Raw genomic sequence first — 19,194 nt, 5'->3', positions numbered from 1 at the left:
TTAACTCGTTAATCGTTGTGTATTTTATCTAAATTATTTGGTTTTTTTATATGAAGATTAGTTTATCTGCCAATCGCCTAAGACGTTTTCTTTCGAATAAAGTTGAAGGTTTTGAGCGGTTAAGGTTTTACTCCATTTTACACGATTTGTAGAAGCTCCTTTTCCTGTGGTATTATATTCGGCATAATAAGTTGTAGTTTCATTTTCTGTTTTACCCCAATTGTTCCAACCTTCAGTTTTGATAGATTGATCCATTTGCGTATTAATAAAAACAGTTTTTGCAAAAGGTCTCCATGGACGACCTAAATGATGCGAAGCAATATTGTTCCCTGAGATTTTAGAGTTAAGAAATACAAAACCATATGTCTGATCTTGTGGAGTAGAAGCAGCAGTAATGTAACCTTTGTTCTTGTTGTATAGTTCACAATTTTCGAAAAAGGCAGTTGCCGCACCAAAAATATAATCAACTGTTCCTTCTATATAACAGTTGTAAAAGTATTGTTTTGTGCCACCTTTCACCAAATATAAAGTGTCTTGATCACCTAAAAATCGACAGTTTTTAAAACTAGATTTGTCAGCATCTATTCGTACAGCAACAGCTTGACCAACTTCTCCGGCAGTATTAGAAAATGTGATGTTTTCTGCTGAAAAATTATCGCCATAAATAAAGAAAGAAGCCGATCCAGAAGTTCCGATTTCTTGTCCAATTGTATTTAATTTTGAAGCGAAATTATCATACGTCAAAATTGTTTTATTTTGATCTTCTCCAATAAAAGTAATGTTAGTTTTAGAAGATGGTAAAATTATTTTCTCTTTGTATACACCATTTTTAATCAAAACTTTTACAACTATTTTACTATAATCTGGTAATGCTAATATGGCGTCTTGAACTGAAGAAAAATCTCCAGTTCCGTCTTTTGCAATAACAAAATCATAGTTTTTATGCTTCGAACTATATAATTCATTTTTCCCTTTTAATAATGTTTCGGCATAAATTTCAAGATTTGTATATGTTTTAGAAAGTGTATAAGCAGCAGCATCGTTAACACCAACGTTTAAATTATTTTTTAATTCCCAATCATCTGGCATTCCATCTTTATCCGTATCAACCAAAGCAGGTAAAGATTTTAAATCTGGCCATCCACCAACTTGATTTTGAGAATCTATAATTCCATTTGTAGTAGTAGGATATCCATTTGTAATATAATTAATTAGTCGATTATCTACCGCATCTCTTACAAATGAAGCACCAGCATGAGCTATAACTTCTTGATAAGCATCTTTTGGTGTTTGTGTTTGTACATTATTTGCTGAAAATTCTTTTTCAGATTTTGCTTCAGAAGGATTGTCGCATTGTACACCACCATTCCAATTATTTGTAGAAACATCAGGAGATCCCTCAATAAAATTACCATTTACATAGAACTTTCCGTAAGGAATAGAAGGATTTAATAACCTATTTTTATGACGAGATGCAGGACCAGGTTTGTAGTAATTATTAACAATATTGTACTTGCCTTTTTCGCCACCGTAGATGTTATTATCACCCCAATTAAAAATAACATTATTTCGGAAATCAACCATTTCATCTTCGGGATTTGTAGTAGAAGCAGAGCCACTAAAACGTGGATTTCTACTATTGTTGCTCATGATTAGATTATGATGAAAAGAGGCTGGTTCTCCTCCCCAAATCCCTCCATATCCGTGCGCACCTTTTTGATGAACAGATTTATTTAATGCTTCCGAAACAATAGACCATTGTACGGTAAGATTTTTGTTTCTGTAAAATGATAAATTTTCATCAGTTGACCAGCTAATAGAGCAATGATCAATCATTATATTATTTGCATTTCTGCCTCCTAATGCGTCGCCTTCTACTTTAGAAACATCACCCATTCTAAATCTCATGTAACGAACAATAACGTTATCAGATTTTATTGTTACAGGATAATTCGCAATTGTAATTCCATCTCCAGGCGCGGTTTGTCCTAAGATTGTTAAATTACCATTGTTGATATCTAATGGCGATTGTAAGAAAATAGTTCCTGATATGGCAAAAACAATTGTTCGTTTTTGTTTTTTAATAATTCCGCTTCTTAAACTACCTTTTCCCGAATCGTTGAGGTTTGTAACAATGTAGACTTCGCCTTCTCTTCCTCCAGAAGCATACTGGCCAAAACCTTCTGCCGAAGGAAAAGCCAGTGTACTCTGTGAGAACAAAAATGAGGTAAATAAAAATAATGAGGTAACACTGATGATTAGTTTCATTTGTATTGTTTATTGTATTAATTCCACCATCTCGAATCCCCAATTGCACCACCAGTTGATGAGGCTGTACGTAAAGGAGAATTTGTAGGCAATTTAAAATCAATTGTTGTATTTGTCCAATTTAGCGGTTGCTCTTGATTATTTGTATTGGTTAAACCAGTTGTAGGAAGTGTAAGTTTTTTTAAATCTGAAGCTTTTCCGTTTGTTAAATTATAAAAATTGTTGAACGAGAAAACCGCCGTACTGTTAGTCGCTATTCTGATTAAACTATTGTCTGATAAACTACCACCAACTCTTGGCGTATTTGCTAAGATATTATTTGTAAAGTTGAATTTAATTGGCACATTAAAATTGTCTAACAATGGATATATTTGACTAAACCCAATACTGTTTATTGTACAATTATTTACGTTGATTGTTGCATTTGCAGATGGTGTCGTAATACTTTCTCTGTAACGAATAAATAAATCTCCGATTTCTGTAAAAGTAGAATTGTCAATATTTACTTCATTAAAAACTAATTTATCTAAGTGTAAGAAACCATAAGATGAAACTGCAAAGTTTTTGAAAACTGAGTATTTAATTTCAAATTTATCCATTGCATAACCACTGTTAGGGCCTCTATTGGCTCTAAAAGCACTTGTAGAAACACCATGAACAATACAATTTTCGATTAATACATTTCCGAAATTCGCTTTATCTGCATTGTTATTTCCACTCGTTAAGTTAATTAAATATGCAGCATTGTTTATTGTACCGTCTAATTCTAGATTTTTTAACTGTAAACCAGCACCAGTATTATTTAATGTAAATTCTTTAAAAGCAATTTTTGTATTACTAGAATTTCCTGATGTAGAAGCTAAAGTAATTGCTTTACCATTTATTGTAATCAATTTATCCCCCGTATTGTATGTTCCAGGATTTAGACCAATTACAGCACCATCTGGCGCATTATTAATAATTGTTACTAAATCATCCGTTGGCGAAACAATTAGCGAAAAATTTGTACTAGGTTTTGTTCGCAATGTTTGCGAACCAACGCTTGTATTGCCTTTATAAATTTCGACAATATAACGTGTATTTGGGCTAAGACCATCAACAGTTTTTGTTCCGCTAGAAGCTTCATTTGCTGTGATATTACTTACAATAGGATCGCCTATATATACGGGTTCTTGACCAGATACTTGTGTGTAAGGCTGAAAACGAAGTTGTGTAACTTCTGGTGTAATATCCCAAGATAATGTAGCTTGATTAGCTGATACATTTGGCTCATAAACCGGATGTAGAATTTGAATTCCGACAATCTTAATACGTTTACTTAATGACCAATATGACTCGGGTCTGTTTTCGTATGTATTTGTTTTTACACGAACAAAGTAATTTTTTCTGACCGGTATTTCTTGATCTGTAAGTACAACACTAGCAGAATCTGTTTTTTTAGATAAGATAATATCTTTTGGATTTGCAAATAAAGAATCCGTAGAAACTTCTGCCGTATATGTTTCGTTAATATCTTCGGTGTACAAAGAAGCTTTCCACATAACTCGAGATTCTGTTTCAAAGTTTTCTGCCGAAAGTGATAATGGAGTAAACATTCGCATAGGATCATTTGATTCTGATTGCAAATCGTCGTCACTACATGATACAACGGCTGCAACAGAAAGAGAAATTATTCCCAAGAAATATATTTTATGAATAGTTGATTTCATATACAATAATTTTAGTATCCGTAATCTTGTGTTAAATTATAATTTGTGTTAATGATATCCTGATAAATAGGAAGCAATTCTGAATGATTTGGTTTGTAATATTGCATCCAACCTTTGCGTTCGTCATTTATCATTGTATTTACCATAGCCGCTTGCCAGTTAATACGCGTATAACCAGTAGGAGTAGAGGCTACAGCTGGCACATAAAACACATTAGATTTATCTGTTCCGACAAAATATGTATCAAGATTTGTAACAACATTTTGTGCAGATTGAGCAGGATCGTAATTTCCGATTTTATAATAAATATATTTCGGTACGTTTGCGTAATTTCCGTTACCGTCTAGTAAACTTTGTAGTTTTGCTCTTGTTTCGGTTACGATACTTCCTAAAAGATTCCAACGAATAAGATCATATTTTCGGATTGATTCTCCACCAAATTCTAATAATCTTTCATGTACAATTTCTTGGAAAAAACCTTGGTATCCGTTTCCAACAACATTAGGCATTTGTCCAGGATTTTTAGAGTAAGCTCTTGCTCTAACTTCTCGTAAAGCTTCTATTGCAGCACCAGTTGGTCCATTATTAACTTAGTTTTCTGCTTCAGCAAACATTAATAATACATCAGCAAATCTAAGAATAGGCCAGTTTATACCTAAGTTTTGAGAAGGTCCTGTAACTTTTGTCCATGATTTACGAAATTTACCATCTGTTAATGCATCAATGCGAACAACTTGTGTTAAATCATCTGCATTAATTTCAAAAACATTGATTGTTACATCACGGCGTTGATCATATTTATCAAATTCATAAAAATATGTAGGAAGAGCACTAACACCGCCACCACCATTCCATTTTGAAGCATTGTTGTGACGTAAACCGTTGTAATAACCTAATTTACTATCTGTTCTTGCATTACCTCCGAATGCGCCAACCTGAAAAATCATTTCGTTTGTGTTGTCCATTCTTCCTTCGTGCATTGCGCGAAAAACATCTTCGTAATTTGGATTTAAGTTATGACTTCCTCTATTTTGTATGATGTCGAATGTTTCGTCTCTCGCAATTTGATAATAAAGTTTATCGTTTGTTCCTTTTTTCATTTCAACTGGATTTCTTCTTAAAGAATATCCTGCTCTTGCCAATGCAATACGCGCTCGTAAACCTTTTACAAATCCTTTTGTAATACGAGTTGTTGGGTCGCCAGATTCTGCACGCCAAGGAATTACTTTAGCTGCTTTTTCTAAATCGCTAAGCAATACTTCGTATACTTCGTCACGATCTGTTTTTGGTAAAAAAATATGTTCGTATTGAGAAGATGGTTTGTCTTGAAAAGGAACATCGCCAAAGTTTCGAATTAATTCGTAATAATATTGCGCTCTTAATGTTAATGCTTCGCCGTAATAACGATCCATTAATGCTTTATCACTATCACTCCCAGTTTTATAAACTGTTGAATTAGGAATATTGAAAATTAATAAATTTGCACGTTCTATTCCTGTATATAATTGACGAAATGGTTTGTCTAATTCGGGATTTGTAGCACAAGATTCGTACATACTAATTCCACGTCTATCGTTACAACTGTAATCGCCAGATGTTTTAAAATCATCTGCAGCCATTCCGAAAATAGATGAAATTCGGTTTCCATAACCGTTATCACCTGCAAGTTGATTGTAAATACCAATTAATGCAGAATAAGTGTAATCGACATCATTGTATACTTCAACTTCAGAAATATTAGATGGGCTGTTAACGTCTAAATATTCGTCGCAAGAATATGTTGTAAGTAAAAGTAAACTTACGCCTAGTATTTTTATATATGATTTTGTTTTCATTTTGTAAGTGTTTGATTAAAATGTAACATTAATTCCAGTTAAAAAGAATCTACTTCTTGGATATGCAGCATAATCTACTCCAGGAGTTAAAGGACTTGTACGTCTTGTATTTGCTTCGGGATCGTATCCTGAATAACCTGTTATCGTAAATAAATTATTAACTGTTGCATACACTCTAAATTTGCTAATGAATTTGGTTTTAGCTAACATTTTTTCTGGTAATGAGTAACCGAATGTAACGTTGCTTAGTTTTAAGTACGATCCATTTTCTATTGCATAAGAATGTAAAATATAGTTTCCTGTAGAAGGCGACCAAAATGTTGCATTGGCATTTAGCGCAGCTAATTGTTCAGGATCATTTACACGATTACCATTGTTATCAAAATTTCGCCAAGCACCAGCAACTTCTTTCAACATATTGTTGTCTTTATACTGATAATGCGTTGTAAACTCCATGCGGTTTGCATTGTACACTTTATTACCAACCGAAAATGTAAAGAATAAACTTAAATCTAAATTTTTGTATTGAAATTGTTGATTAAATCCTCCATAAAAATCTGGTTGCGAATTCCCTAAGACAGTTTTATCTTTGTCATCGATTACACCATCTCCATTTAAATCTTTTAATTTTAAATCTCCAGGTTTTGGGCCTTTAGAACCCAGTGCAGCAGCAGAACCATTTGGAACTCCTGATTTTAAAGTATATCGATTGGTTGTAGGATCAAAATTAAAATCTTCTACTTTATACCAACCATCTGTTACATAACCATAAAATTGTCCGATTGGTTTACCAACTTCTACTTTAAAATCTTGAATACTATTTACCCATCCAGAAGATTGTAAATAATATTCTAATCCAGCTCCTGTAACATCTTTACCTAAAGATTTGATGATATTTTGGTTATGAGAAATATTGAAGTTTGCAGACCATTTAAAATTATCAGTTTTAACGATATCAGCACCTATACTAAATTCAATTCCCTTGTTTTCTGTTTCACCAGAATTTTGGTATTGATATTCGTAACCACCGGTTTGAGGAATCTTTGCTAAAAGCAATAAGTCTTTTGTATTTGTGATATAAGCATCTATACTACCATAAACTCGTTTTCCAAAAAAGCTATAATCAAGTCCGATATTTTTAGAAATTGTTTTTTCCCATTTTGTATTTCCATTTGCTAATCTTTCGTTTGGTGCTAAACCAGGAACTACAGCATTGTCAAATGAATATCCCCAGTTACCAGAGCTGTTGAAGAATGTTGAGTATAAAAATGGTTCGATACGATTGTTTCCAGATGTACCGTAACTTAATCTAAGTTTTAACTCATTAATCCAAGAAGAATCTTTTAAGAAATTTTCGCGACTCATATTCCAAGCAGCAGAAACTGATGGAAAATATCCCCAACGATTTTCTGGTGAAAATACACTAGAACCATCTGCACGCATTGTTAAAGTTAACATGTATTTTTTCTTGTAGGCATAATTTGCTTGTCCAAAGAAAGAAGCTAAACGATCTACAGAAATTGCAGTTGTCACTGGATCCTGAATCATACCAGCTGGAGGAACAGCACTTTGTATATTTGCAAAAGCTTGTTCTGCAGTAATATTTCGAGGTAACCATTTTACATAAATACGATCTGTTTTTCCGTCAGTTTTTACAATTTCTTGTCCAATCATAACATTCAAATTATGCTGAGAACCTAATGATGGTTGATATTGTAAAGTATTTGTGCTCGAGATGCGTTTACTCTGAGAACCACGTAAGTCAACAACCGGTAAATTAGCATTAGAACGCGCAACATTTGTTATATTGCCATAAAAATTATTGTCTTGTCTATCGCTTTGTACATAACCTAAAACAGATTTGAATGTTAATCCTTTGACAATTTGCCATTGAAAATAACCATTCATAAACAAGTTTTGTTTTACATCTTCACGCGCCTCATTATTAGCCAATAATACTGGACTTGTTAAGTTGGTTTGAGCAAAATAATCAGGATCGAAAAAATCAACAAAAGATTCGCTTCCCGCTCCAGCAAAAGGTTGATAACGAATAGAGTTTCTTAATTTATTATTACTTTGAGAACCAGTGTTTGATGTACCTGCACCTGTAACTTTGTCTTGATTATATCTGAAATTAACCCCAACTTTTACCTTGTCACTAACTTTATGATTAATTTTTAAGTTAGCTAAATGTCTTCTAAAACCAGAGTTAATCATGATTCCATCTTCATCTAAAAAACTAAGATTAAGACTAAAATCAGTAGATTTATTTCCACCAACTAACGATACATTATGACTTTGTGAAAAGGCTTTTCTTCCAAAAACTTCTTTTTGCCAATCTTTGGCTTCCATACTTTTATAGATGTCCAAATCTTTGTATTGACCATATCTTGTTGTAAATGAATTTAAAGATTGTTCGTCACCTAAAGCATATAACTCATATTGGTTTAAAACAAATTCGTATGGCGTCATTACATCTAATTTATTCTGTATTTCTCTGAAACCAGTATAATTAGAATAAGTGATTTGTGTAGGCATATTAAACCCACTTTTAGTTGTAATTAAAATTACACCATTTGCACCTCTGGCCCCATATATTGCGGTAGATGCAGCATCTTTAAGAACATCAATAGATGCAATTTCTTGCGGAGATAATATAGACAATGCATTTTCTACTTGTATACCATCTACAATATATAATGGACTATTGTCTTGTGTAATCGATGTACCACCACGTACTTTGATACTAATATCTGCACCAGGAGAACCTTCGGAAACACCAACTTGCACACCAGCCAATCGACCTTGTATAGCTTCAGCTGCAGAATTAACAGCCATATCTTTAATTTGATCAGAATTTATGCTTGATACTGCTCCTGTTACTTGATCGCGAGAAACAGATGTATATCCAATAACAACAACTTCATTTAAATTTTGATGATCTGTTACTAATTCTTTTAAAGAAAAATTGAGGGTAGAGGTTTCTTTAACAGGAATTTCTTGTACTTGAAACCCATTGAAACTTATTGTTATTGTAGAGTTGTTAGGAATTCTAATTTCATAGAATCCGTTTTCATCAGTGAAAGTTTCGTAGGAAGTTCCGTCAACATATACATCAGCACCAGCAATCGGTAAACCATCAGTAGATGATTTTACTGTACCAGTTACTACTATTTCCTCTTGAGCAAAACTTGCAATAGGAAGAAGTAGTAGTGTTAACAATTTTATTTTAGACATCCTCATGTGTGTGGTTTTATTTAAATATTAGTTTTTAGTGTATAATTAGTTTAGTGTTATCGTTTGCATTATAAAATAATTAGATGATTAAAAATGTATATACAAATATAATTACATCTTATATTAAATCAGTGTAATCGATTGCAGTATTGTTTTTGCAAGTGTACTGATGACACTAAAATATAAATATTTTTTAAAACTTCAGAAAAAAATCAAAAAATATTTAACAAAAAATCAATTAACTTGATTTAAACTATTGATTTATAGTATATTATTTATTTAATTAGATTGATGATTTTAGTTCAAAGTATCAAATAAATGATTGTTTTGTATTAAAAATCAATCATTTTTGAGTGTTGATAAATGGATTTTTTGTCAATAAAATGTAAGAACTCGGTTTAATTGATGTAAAAACGACAATAAAATAAGATACGTTTTATTGTAATCGATTGTTTATTCTTAATATAAATTGTTGTATTTTATATTCTTTCGTTAAAAATTCCTCAAAATTGACTTATATTTACTTACTTTTTGTAGATTTTTATTTTTTATTACCTATAAATTACTTATGAAGAAGAGTGCAACAATTTATGATATTTCTGAGAAACTTAATATAAGTGCAGCAACAGTTTCGCGCGCATTAAATAATCATCCAAAGATTAGTATTAAAACAAAAGAATTGGTTCTTGCGACTGCGAAAGAATTAAACTACAAGCAAAATACATTGGCTCAGGCATTAAAAAGCGGTAAAACAAATAATGTAGGTATCATTGTTCCTTATATCAATAGTAATTTTTTTTCGTCGGTAATTAGAGGAATCGAGGAGGAGTTATCTTTGCATGGATATCATGTTATTATTTGTCAAAGTCACGAAGATGTTGATTTAGAAAGAAAACAATTAAATACACTTCTTAACGCACAAGTTGACGGTATTTTTATGTCTGTTTCTAAAACAACACAAGATATTAGTCATATAGAAGCTGCAAAAGAATCTAATATTCCAATCATTTTCTTTGATCGTAAAAAAGATATAAAAGGAACAAGTACAGTAACAATTGATGATTATAAAGCAGGTTTTGAGGCAACAGAACACTTGATAAAACAAGGTTGTAAAAAGATTTGTCATTTATCAGGAGATTTGAGGCTTGAAATTTATCAAAATAGATACAAAGGTTATGTTGATGCTTTGCGAGAAAATAATCTTCGTGTTCGTAAAGATTTTATTATTCCGATTGAAAGCTCAATACAAGGAGGTGTAGATGCAATTAATGCGTTATGGAGTTTGCCAATTCAACCAGATGGAATTTTTTCTGCGAGTGATTATGCTGCATTAGGTGCATGTCAACAGTTAAAAAAGCAAAAAATAAATATTCCGAATGATGTTGCAATTATTGGTTTTAGTAACGAACCATTTACGCAATATATGGAATTACCTATAAGTTCTATTGATCAGACACCAGATATAATGGGAAAAATTTCCGCTCAAGTATTTTTAGAATATATGAACGAAAATTTTTCTGGAATAACGATTGAAAAGAAGGTGGTTTTAAAACCCAAAATCTATATTAGAAAATCTTCAAAAAGAAAATAATTTTATAAAGAAACTCCTCTTTTCCAAGGGATAAAATCGTTTTGATTTAAAATTTGAGCTTTGGTTTTGATTTCGCCACTCGCAATTTTGATGATATGTTCTAGTAATTCATCTGCTACTTCATTAATTGTTTTATCACCGCTAATTATTCCGCCTGTGTTAAAATCAATAATATCTGGCATTTTTTCGACCAAAGCAGTATTTGATGCTATTTTAATAACTGGTACAACTGGATTTCCGGTAGGTGTTCCAAGGCCTGTTGTAAATAAAACAATATTAGATCCAGAGCTAACTAATGCTGTTGTACATTCTACGTCATTTCCGGGAGTACACAATAAGTTTAAACCTGGTTTTTGTATATATTCAGTATAATCTAACACATCTTGAATAGGAGAAGAACCTCCTTTTTTAGCTGCACCAGCAGATTTCATGGCATCAGTTATTAATCCATCTTTTATATTTCCAGGAGAAGGATTCATATCAAAACCAGATCCGGCAGCAACAACAGAAGCTTCAAAATCTTTCATTAATTGTAAAAAACGCTCAGCATCTTTTTCATGTACGCAACGATTAACCAATTCTTGTTCAACACCGCATAATTCTGGAAATTCTGATAATAGGGTAGAACCACCAATTGCGGCCATAATATCTGATAATTGACCAAGTACAGGATTTGCAGAAATGCCCGAAAAACCGTCAGAACCACCACATTCTAATCCTAAAACTAATTTAGATAATGGTGCAGGTTGACGTTTAATTTCATTGGCTTTTTTGATTGCTTCGTAAGAATCTTTAATAATTCCATTCAACATTTCGTCAACAGTTCCAGATTTTTGTTGCTCATAAACAATAATTGGTTTTTTATTATCAGGACTGATTTTAGCTAAAGCATCTTTAAAAATTTGAACTTGTAAATTTTGACAACCCAAGCTTAATACCGTTGCACCAGCTACATTCGGATTTTTAACATAACCTGCTAATAATCTTCCCAAAGCTTCAGCATCTTGACGAATTCCGCCACATCCACCTTGATGGGTAATAAATTTTACTTCGATATTTTTGAATACTTTTGAGCTTTCTTCGTTTAAATTATCAACTTCATCTTCAGTCGAATTATTGATTAATGACCTTAATAATAATTGATGTTTAGATGTTTTCTCAACTAATAATTCTTTCTCAAAAATATCTTTTAAGATTTCAATATTTCTATTTTCACAAAAAACAAGCGGAAAAAATAACCAAACATTTTCTGTTCCAACTTGTCCATCTTCGCGATGATAACCCGAAAATGTTTTATTTTTCCATTTGTCAACGTTAGGAGCAGACCAAGCTGTTGTTGCTGTTTTCTTCTCTACTTTTGCACTTTGATGCTTTACATTTTCTGTGGTAATTAGTTCTCCTTTGGCAATTTGTGTAACAGCTTTACCAACTATAATTCCGTACATGTAAATTTTATCGCCTTCGCTTAAATCTTCAGTTACAAATTTATGTTTGGCTTGCGTATTCTTAACAATCTTGTATTCATGCTGATCTACAATAATTGTTTCGCCCGCAATTAGATCCACCAACGCAACAATTACATTGTCTTTCGGATTAACTTTTAACGCTTTTTTCTGCATGATAATCATTTTTTTAGGTTAGTTAGAAGTGTATTTTGTGTAAGCGTCTGCTAAATTAGTTGTATCAATTAATTGCAAAATTTTAGCTATTTCGGTTTGTAAATTTGCTACTTCAGTAAGATCTTGATCCCAAAAAGAAGTGTTTTCTAGTGCTAATTTTGCAATTATATTGTAGTCGTTATTTTCCCAGATAGATTTAAATTCGTCTAAAATTGCTTTATCATCATTTGTTGGTAAATTTTTATTTTGCCAATTTCCTTTATAAAAGCGTATTAAACATGCTAAGGAAAATGTGATATTCGCAGGTAATTTATCAAATTTATCTACATAATCTAATAAACTTGGTAAAACACGAACTTTAAATTTTGAGATAGAATTTAAAGCAATGCTAGACAAATGATGTTTTAAGAATGGATTTTTAAATCGATCAAAGACATCTTCAGCATAAGTTTTTAATTCATCTTCAGGTAAATCTAATATTGGGATGATTTCATTGTATACAAGTTTATTTACAAAAGAATTAATTGTATTGTTATCGATTGCATTTTTTACAGTGTCTTGATTTAACATGATAGAAAAAGCAACCATAGCAGTATGTACTCCATTCAAAATTCTTACTTTTGATGTACGATATGGTTGTAAATCTTTTACAATTAGAATTTGCTCATTTGCTTGATTAAACGGAATTTTTTCTAGTAAAGTTTCATCACCCTCAATCGCCCATAATAGAAAAGCTTCAGACACCACCATTAATTCATCATTGTAATCTAATTGAGATTCATAATACTGTTTATCATCTTTTGGATAGCCAGGTACTATTCTGTCTACTAATGTATTATGAAAGCTATTTGAAGTATTAATCCAATTAGAGAAATTAGGTTCTAAATTCCATAATTCAGCATATTGCAAAATGTATTTTTTTAATGTATCTGCATTTTTATCAATTAATTCACATGGTATAATAGTAAGTCCTTTGTCTTTATCACCATTAAAATATTGGAATCGTTTATATAGAAATGTGGTTACTTTTGCTGGGAAATTTTTATGAGGACCTTTATCTAAATCATCTTCTAATTCGTCAAATACAATTCCTGATTCTGTCGTATTTGAGAATAAAAATTGCAATTCATTTTCTTGTGCTAATGCAAGAAAATCTTGATAATCCTCATAAGGATTAATTGACTTTTGAATAGATGAAATGATTGTTTTTTCGTCTACAATTTCTCCTTTTTTTAATCCTCTAATAAAAAGAGTATAAAGATTGTCTTGTTCTTCAAAAGTATAAAAAGAACTTCCAGAAGGTGTTACTTTTATGTTTGCGATTCCTGCATTAAAATTGGCATCTTTATTCAGTTTATCGATTACATAATCTGTAAAAGCGCGCATAAAATTACCACCTCCAAATTGAATAACTTTAATAGGAAGTTCTTTTTGATTATTTACTATATTTTGGTTTAATTTATTTTTCAATTTCTAATTTATTTAGAATTATTTAATCACTTTATATTTAGGAACAAGAAGTTTCATAACTATCCATGCTGTTAAATATGCAATAGCACAGACAGAAAAAATTATCATGTATCCTTGGTTGATTCCGTCTACTATTATTGCACCCGATTTTTCTAAATTAGTTAAGAAATCCTCTGGCATTCTTTCAGTTTCAAATTCAGGATATTTTTCTAATAAAGGAATTCCGTCAATTGTAGTCCATGCTTTGTGCGAGTAATCAAACAAAAGTCCTGATGATTTATTGATTAAGAAAGAACCAATTCCACCTGCCATTCCACCAATTCCTACTACTGTTGCAATTGCGCTTTTTGGGAACATATCGCCAACTGTAGAAAAAATATTTGCTGACCAAGCTTGATGTGCTGCACCAGCAATTCCTATAATAATTACAGGAATCCAAGAAGATGTTGCACCTAATGGTTGTGCTAAAATGGCTAATAGAGGGAAAAACGCAAAGATTAACATTGATCGCATTCTTCCTGCGTAAGGATTCATTTGTAATTTATCGACAAAATATTTTGGTAACCATCCGCCAATTATTGATAATAAAGTAATCATATACAATACGAATAGAGGTAAGGCACTTTCTGTACTATCCATTTTGTAAACAGAGCTTAAATAGGCTGGTGTCCAGAATAAATAGAACCACCAAACGCCGTCTGTCATAAATTTTCCGAATATAAAAGCCCAAGTTTGTTTGTATTTGAAACAATCCCAAAAAGAAAGTTTTTTTTCTACATTATCTGTACTATCAGTAGGATAATCTTCGGTATCTTGTTGTATATATTTTAATTCTTGTTCATTTACTTTTGCGTGTTCTTCTGGCTTTTGATAGATGAAAACCCAAAATCCCATCCAAATAAAACCTAATGCACCAATTATAATAAATGCCATTTCCCAACCCATAGATTTTGCAATAAATGGAATTGTAAGTGGAGCAGCTAAAGCTCCGACAGTTGCACCTGCATTAAAAATACTAGTTGCAAAAGCGCGATCTTTTTTAGGAAAATATTCGGCTGTAGCTTTTATTGCACCAGGAAAATTACCTGCTTCTCCAATGGCTAAAATTAATCGTGCAAAAATAAATAAGGTTACACTAGTGCTTATAATTAAGGAAACATTGTTTACTTTTTCTAGAATTTCTTTTGCTTCAGCAAAATTTACGAACCAATTTCCTGTAATCATTCCAGATGTTGCAATTCCGCAAAAAGCGTGTAAACAAGCACCAATAGACCAGATTGCAATTGCGTAAAGAAAACCTTTTTTAGTTCCCATTTTATCAATAAATCGTCCGGCGAATAACATACTTACTGCGTAAAATATTGAAAATAGAGCAGTAATATTTCCGTAATCGTTATTGTTCCAATGAAATTCTGGAACGAGATAATCTTTCCAAGTTAACGATAAAACTTGTCGATCTAAATAATTGATAGTTGTGGCAACAAATAACAGACTACAGATAGTCCATCTAAAATTACTTGGTTTTATAGAAGTTTCGTTTTTCATTTAGTGTGTTTTTTGTAGTTTGATTAGAGCGCTAGGATCTAATTTTTTTGATAATTTGGATTGTAGAGTTTACCATCGTTTTTATTTTCTCGTAATCATATTGGTTTTGTTCATTTTTAATAAATAACTGAGAGCCTAGTCCTACACAGTAAGCGCCTGCATTTATCCATTCAGTAATACTTTCTTCTGTTGTGTTTACACCACCAGTAGGCATTATATTTGTCCAAGGCATTGGTCCATTTACAGCTTTTATAAAATCTGGTCCGCCGACTTGTGTTGCAGGAAATATTTTAACTATTTCTGCACCAAGTTCTTCTGCATACGAAATTTCTGAAACTGAACCACAGCCAGGCATCCAAGCAATTTTTCTGCGATTACAAACTTTTGCTACTTCGGGATTAAGAGAAGGAGCTACGATAAAATTTGCGCCAAGTTGTATGTATAATGCAGCTGTTGCAGCATCTATTACAGAGCCAATTCCTAAAATTAATTCGGGTAATTCTTTACTCGCATATTTATTAAGTTCTGCGAAAACCTCGTGTGCAAAATCTCCACGATTTGTAAATTCAAAAACTCGAACTCCACCATCATAGCAAGCTTTTACAATTTGTTTGCATACTTGTATGTCGTTGTGATAAAATACAGGAACAATTCCTGTTTCTTTTGCTTTTAAAGCAACTTCTATTCTTGTATATTTTGCCATGATTATCTTTTTATTCTTCCTCCCAAATTGCCGTTTACAATTTCTGAAATGTCATTTGCCGTTGCTAAATTTATATCGCCTAAAATGGTATGTTTTATAGCACAAGCTGCATTTGCAAAATCTAAAGCTTCTTGATCTGTGTAATGGATTAAACCATAAATTAAACCTGCTGCATAAGCATCTCCCGTACCAATTCTGTCCACAACATTTTCAATTGCTAATTCGTTAGTTTCGATGTAAGTTTCATTTACCCAAGCTCTACCTTTTGTAGATTGATTTGTAGCACTATGACCAATTCTTACTTTATCGAATACTTTTTTAATTGATGGAATTTGTTGCATTAAGGTTTTAGATGCTTCAATAAAACCAGCTTTATCTGAAGAAAAATCGGTTGCTAAAATTTCATTAATTTCATTAACTCCTCCAATAAAAATGGTAGAATATGAAACCAATTCTTTTAAAACTTCATGTCCATTTTTTCCGTATTTCCATAAATTACTTCGATAAGCAGGATCAGCAGTAATTTGAATTCCTTTTTTATTTGCCTCAATCAAAGCAGTTTTTAAAGCTTCATACGCATTTTCTGATATTCCTGGAGTTATTCCGGTCCAATGAAAATAGTTGCAGTTATCTAATATTTCATTCCAGTTAATTTCTGAAGGAATAATATTAGCAAACGAACCATTCAATCGATTGTATGTAATTCTACTTGATCGAATTGCAGAGCCAACTTCAAGAAAATATAAGCCTAATGGCGAATCATTTTTTTGAATAAAACTTGTGTCAACTCCAAAGCTTTTGATGTACGAAATAGCTGATTCTCCAACAAAATCATTAGAAACTGTTGAGACATGTTTTACATCGCAACCCATTGTTGATAATGATGCCGCTACATTTAATTCGGTTCCACCAAAAAAAAACTCAAGTTCTTTACTTTGCTGTAATGTTCTGTAATTGGCTGGAGATAATCTCATTAACACTTCTCCAAATGTTACTATTTTATGTTTCATTTTAGAGATTAAAAATCAAAATAATTTTTTGCATTATTGTAACAAATATCTGATATTGTATTTCCTACTAATTCAATATCATTTGGTAATTCTCCAGAAGCCATTTCTTCTCCAAAAAGATTACATAAAACACGTCTGAAATATTCGTGTCTTGGAAATGATAAGAAACTTCTAGAATCAGTCAGCATTCCTATAAAACAGCTAATTAACCCCATGTTAGATAAGGCATTTAATTGTTTTAAGATTCCATCTTTTTGATCTAAAAACCACCAACTTGAACCAACTTGTACTTTACCTTTGATACTTCCATCATTGAAATTTCCAATCATTGTTGCGAAAATTTCATTATCAGCTGGATTTAAATTATAGATAATTGTTTTGGTTAATTTATCATTCCCATCTAAACGATTTAAGAATTTAGAAAGATTGGCAGCTTGTTTAAAATCACCGATAGAATCCCAACCAGTATCTGGTCCTAAAATTCTATGCATACGTGCATTATTATTGCGTAAAGCGCCTAGATGGTATTGCTGAATCCATCCAAATTGATGATAAGTTTCTCCTAAAAACAATAAAATTGACGTTTTAAATTGTTCAATTTCTTTATGAGATAAAGTAAGACCGTTTCTCTTTTTTTCGAAAATAACTTCAATTTCAGCAGTTGTATATTCTTCGTAAGAAATGTGATTTAAACCATGGTCACATAGTTTGCAATCGTTTGCATTAAAATACTCAATTCGGCTATAAAGTGCGTCAATTAAGTTTTGATACGTCGTAATTTCAAATCCAGCAACTTCTCCTAATTTATCTAAATACGAATTATACTCATCGTTTTCTATTAAAATTGCTTTATCTGGACGAAATGCTGTACTTACTTTTATATTAAAATTACTCGATTTTAATGCTTTATGATATTCCAGATTATCTGTAGGATCTTCGGTTGTACAAACAGTTTCTGCATTTACGATTTGCAATAAACCTCTACACGATTTGTCTGCTTGTTGCAGTTGATGCGAAGTGTTTTCGTAGATTTCTGATGCATTATTTTCATTTAATAATTCATCTATTCCAAAATATCTTTTTAATTCTAAATGCGTCCAATGATACAACGGATTTCTAAGCGTATGTGGAACTGTTTTTGCCCATGCCTCAAATTTTTCTTTATCTGTAGCATCGCCAGTAATATACTTTTCGTTTATACCAAGCGTACGCATTGCTCTCCATTTGTAATGATCGCCAGCAATCCAAACTTTCGAAATATTTTCGAAAACGCGATCTTCTGCGATATCTTTCGGAGGTAAATGATTGTGATAATCAATGATAGGAAGTTTTTCTGCATAATTAAAATACAGTTCTTCCGCATATTTGTTTTGTAATAAAAATGTATCTGTAATAAAAGATTTCATAAATTTTTAGTTTTATTCGTTTGACGCTTTACCAAGTGTAGCCAAAATACCACCGTCTACATAAATGATTTGACCATTGATAAAATTACTCGCTTCCGAAGCTAAGAAAATAGCTGTACCAGCCAAATCTTCGGGATTTCCCCATCTACCTTCTGGCGTTCTACTTATAATAAATTCATTAAAAGGATTTCCATCTACACGAATAGGAGCGGTTTGAGCCGTAGCAAAATAGCCAGGACCAATTCCGTTAACTTGAATGTTATGTTTTGCCCATTCTGTCGCTAAACTTTTGGTTAACATTTTTAATCCGCCTTTTGCAGAAGCGTATGCCGAAACATTTTCCCTTCCTAATTCGCTCATCATCGAGCATATATTAATTATTTTTCCAGCTTTACGCTCAATCATACCTTTAACAACTAATTGAGCCATAATAAATGGACCAACTAAATCTACATCAATCACTTTTCTGAAATCTTCGACAGGCATATCAACAGCTAAAACACGTTTAATAATTCCTGCATTGTTTACCAAAATATCAATTTTGTGATGTTTTTCTTCAATGATTTCAATTTGTTTAGCAGCTTCTTTTTCATCCGTCACATCAAAAATATAACCGGTTGCTTTGTAGTTTTTTGAATGAAAATAAATTAATGCTTCTTCTAGTTTAGAAGGTGTTGTACTTGTAATAATTAATTCTGCACCTGCAGAAGCTAAACCTTCTGCCATAGCCAATCCTAAGCCATGTGTACCACCAGTAATTAGAGCAGTTTTTCCAGATAAATTGAATAAATTAGTCATAAT

12 protein-coding genes and 1 pseudogene are annotated in these 19,194 nt (G+C 31.9%); 1 reads left to right on the top strand and 12 read right to left on the bottom strand.

Annotation, left to right across the window (positions count from 1 at the left end; genetic code table 11):
- Positions 1-57: 57 nt before the first annotated feature.
- From BM072_RS00885 to BM072_RS00870, 5 genes and pseudogenes are all read right to left on the bottom strand, one after another.
- Positions 58-2,268 (bottom strand): pectinesterase family protein, encoded by a 2,211-nt coding sequence (locus tag BM072_RS00885; protein ID WP_092905616.1) that lies wholly within the window; start codon positions 2,266-2,268, stop codon positions 58-60.
- 17 nt (positions 2,269-2,285) lie between these two features.
- Positions 2,286-3,977, bottom strand: a complete 1,692-nt coding sequence (locus BM072_RS00880; protein ID WP_092905615.1) for a DUF4957 domain-containing protein — start codon at positions 3,975-3,977, stop codon at positions 2,286-2,288.
- Positions 3,978-3,988: 11 nt separating this feature from the next.
- A pseudogene (locus BM072_RS15650) lies at positions 3,989-4,552 on the bottom strand (RagB/SusD family nutrient uptake outer membrane protein); the annotation flags it as partial.
- Between the two features lie 15 nt (positions 4,553-4,567).
- Positions 4,568-5,812, bottom strand: a complete 1,245-nt coding sequence (locus BM072_RS00875) for a RagB/SusD family nutrient uptake outer membrane protein (RefSeq protein ID WP_221405159.1) — start codon at positions 5,810-5,812, stop codon at positions 4,568-4,570.
- 15 nt (positions 5,813-5,827) lie between these two features.
- Positions 5,828-9,049: a SusC/RagA family TonB-linked outer membrane protein gene (locus BM072_RS00870; protein ID WP_092905614.1), complete on the bottom strand. Its 3,222-nt coding sequence runs from the start codon at positions 9,047-9,049 to the stop codon at positions 5,828-5,830.
- A gap of 568 nt (positions 9,050-9,617) precedes the next feature.
- On the opposite strand from BM072_RS00870, the gene BM072_RS00865 reads away from it, so the two are divergent.
- Entirely contained in the window at positions 9,618-10,640 is a 1,023-nt protein-coding gene (locus tag BM072_RS00865; RefSeq protein ID WP_092905613.1) for a LacI family DNA-binding transcriptional regulator, read from the top strand.
- Positions 10,641-10,642: 2 nt separating this feature from the next.
- Here the strand turns inward: BM072_RS00865 and BM072_RS00860 are convergent, their stop codons facing one another.
- From BM072_RS00860 to BM072_RS00830, 7 genes are read right to left on the bottom strand one after another with little or no spacing between them, the layout of a single operon-like run.
- Positions 10,643-12,259 (bottom strand): UxaA family hydrolase, encoded by a 1,617-nt coding sequence (locus BM072_RS00860; RefSeq protein ID WP_092905868.1) that lies wholly within the window; start codon positions 12,257-12,259, stop codon positions 10,643-10,645.
- An 18-nt stretch (positions 12,260-12,277) separates the two neighbouring features.
- The gene (locus BM072_RS00855; RefSeq protein WP_092905612.1) at positions 12,278-13,729 is read right to left on the bottom strand and encodes a tagaturonate reductase; all 1,452 of its coding nucleotides are present in this window, start codon (positions 13,727-13,729) and stop codon (positions 12,278-12,280) included.
- A gap of 18 nt (positions 13,730-13,747) precedes the next feature.
- Positions 13,748-15,274: an MFS transporter gene (locus BM072_RS00850; protein WP_092905611.1), complete on the bottom strand. Its 1,527-nt coding sequence runs from the start codon at positions 15,272-15,274 to the stop codon at positions 13,748-13,750.
- Between the two features lie 31 nt (positions 15,275-15,305).
- Positions 15,306-15,977 (bottom strand): bifunctional 4-hydroxy-2-oxoglutarate aldolase/2-dehydro-3-deoxy-phosphogluconate aldolase, encoded by a 672-nt coding sequence (locus tag BM072_RS00845; protein ID WP_092905610.1) that lies wholly within the window; start codon positions 15,975-15,977, stop codon positions 15,306-15,308.
- Positions 15,978-15,979: 2 nt separating this feature from the next.
- On the bottom strand, positions 15,980-16,987 hold the full coding sequence (locus tag BM072_RS00840) for a sugar kinase (protein WP_092905607.1): 1,008 nt from the start codon (positions 16,985-16,987) through the stop codon (positions 15,980-15,982).
- Positions 16,988-16,995: 8 nt separating this feature from the next.
- On the bottom strand, positions 16,996-18,393 hold the full coding sequence (uxaC, locus tag BM072_RS00835) for a glucuronate isomerase (protein WP_092905605.1): 1,398 nt from the start codon (positions 18,391-18,393) through the stop codon (positions 16,996-16,998).
- A 12-nt stretch (positions 18,394-18,405) separates the two neighbouring features.
- Entirely contained in the window at positions 18,406-19,191 is a 786-nt protein-coding gene (locus tag BM072_RS00830) for a gluconate 5-dehydrogenase (RefSeq protein WP_092905603.1), read from the bottom strand.
- Positions 19,192-19,194 lie beyond the last annotated feature (3 nt).

Source organism: Algoriella xinjiangensis, from assembly GCF_900115015.1.
GTDB lineage: Bacteria > Bacteroidota > Bacteroidia > Flavobacteriales > Weeksellaceae > Empedobacter > Empedobacter xinjiangensis.
The sequence above is the reverse complement of the archived record's forward strand: the minus strand, read 5'-3'. Positions and strand labels throughout refer to the sequence as shown.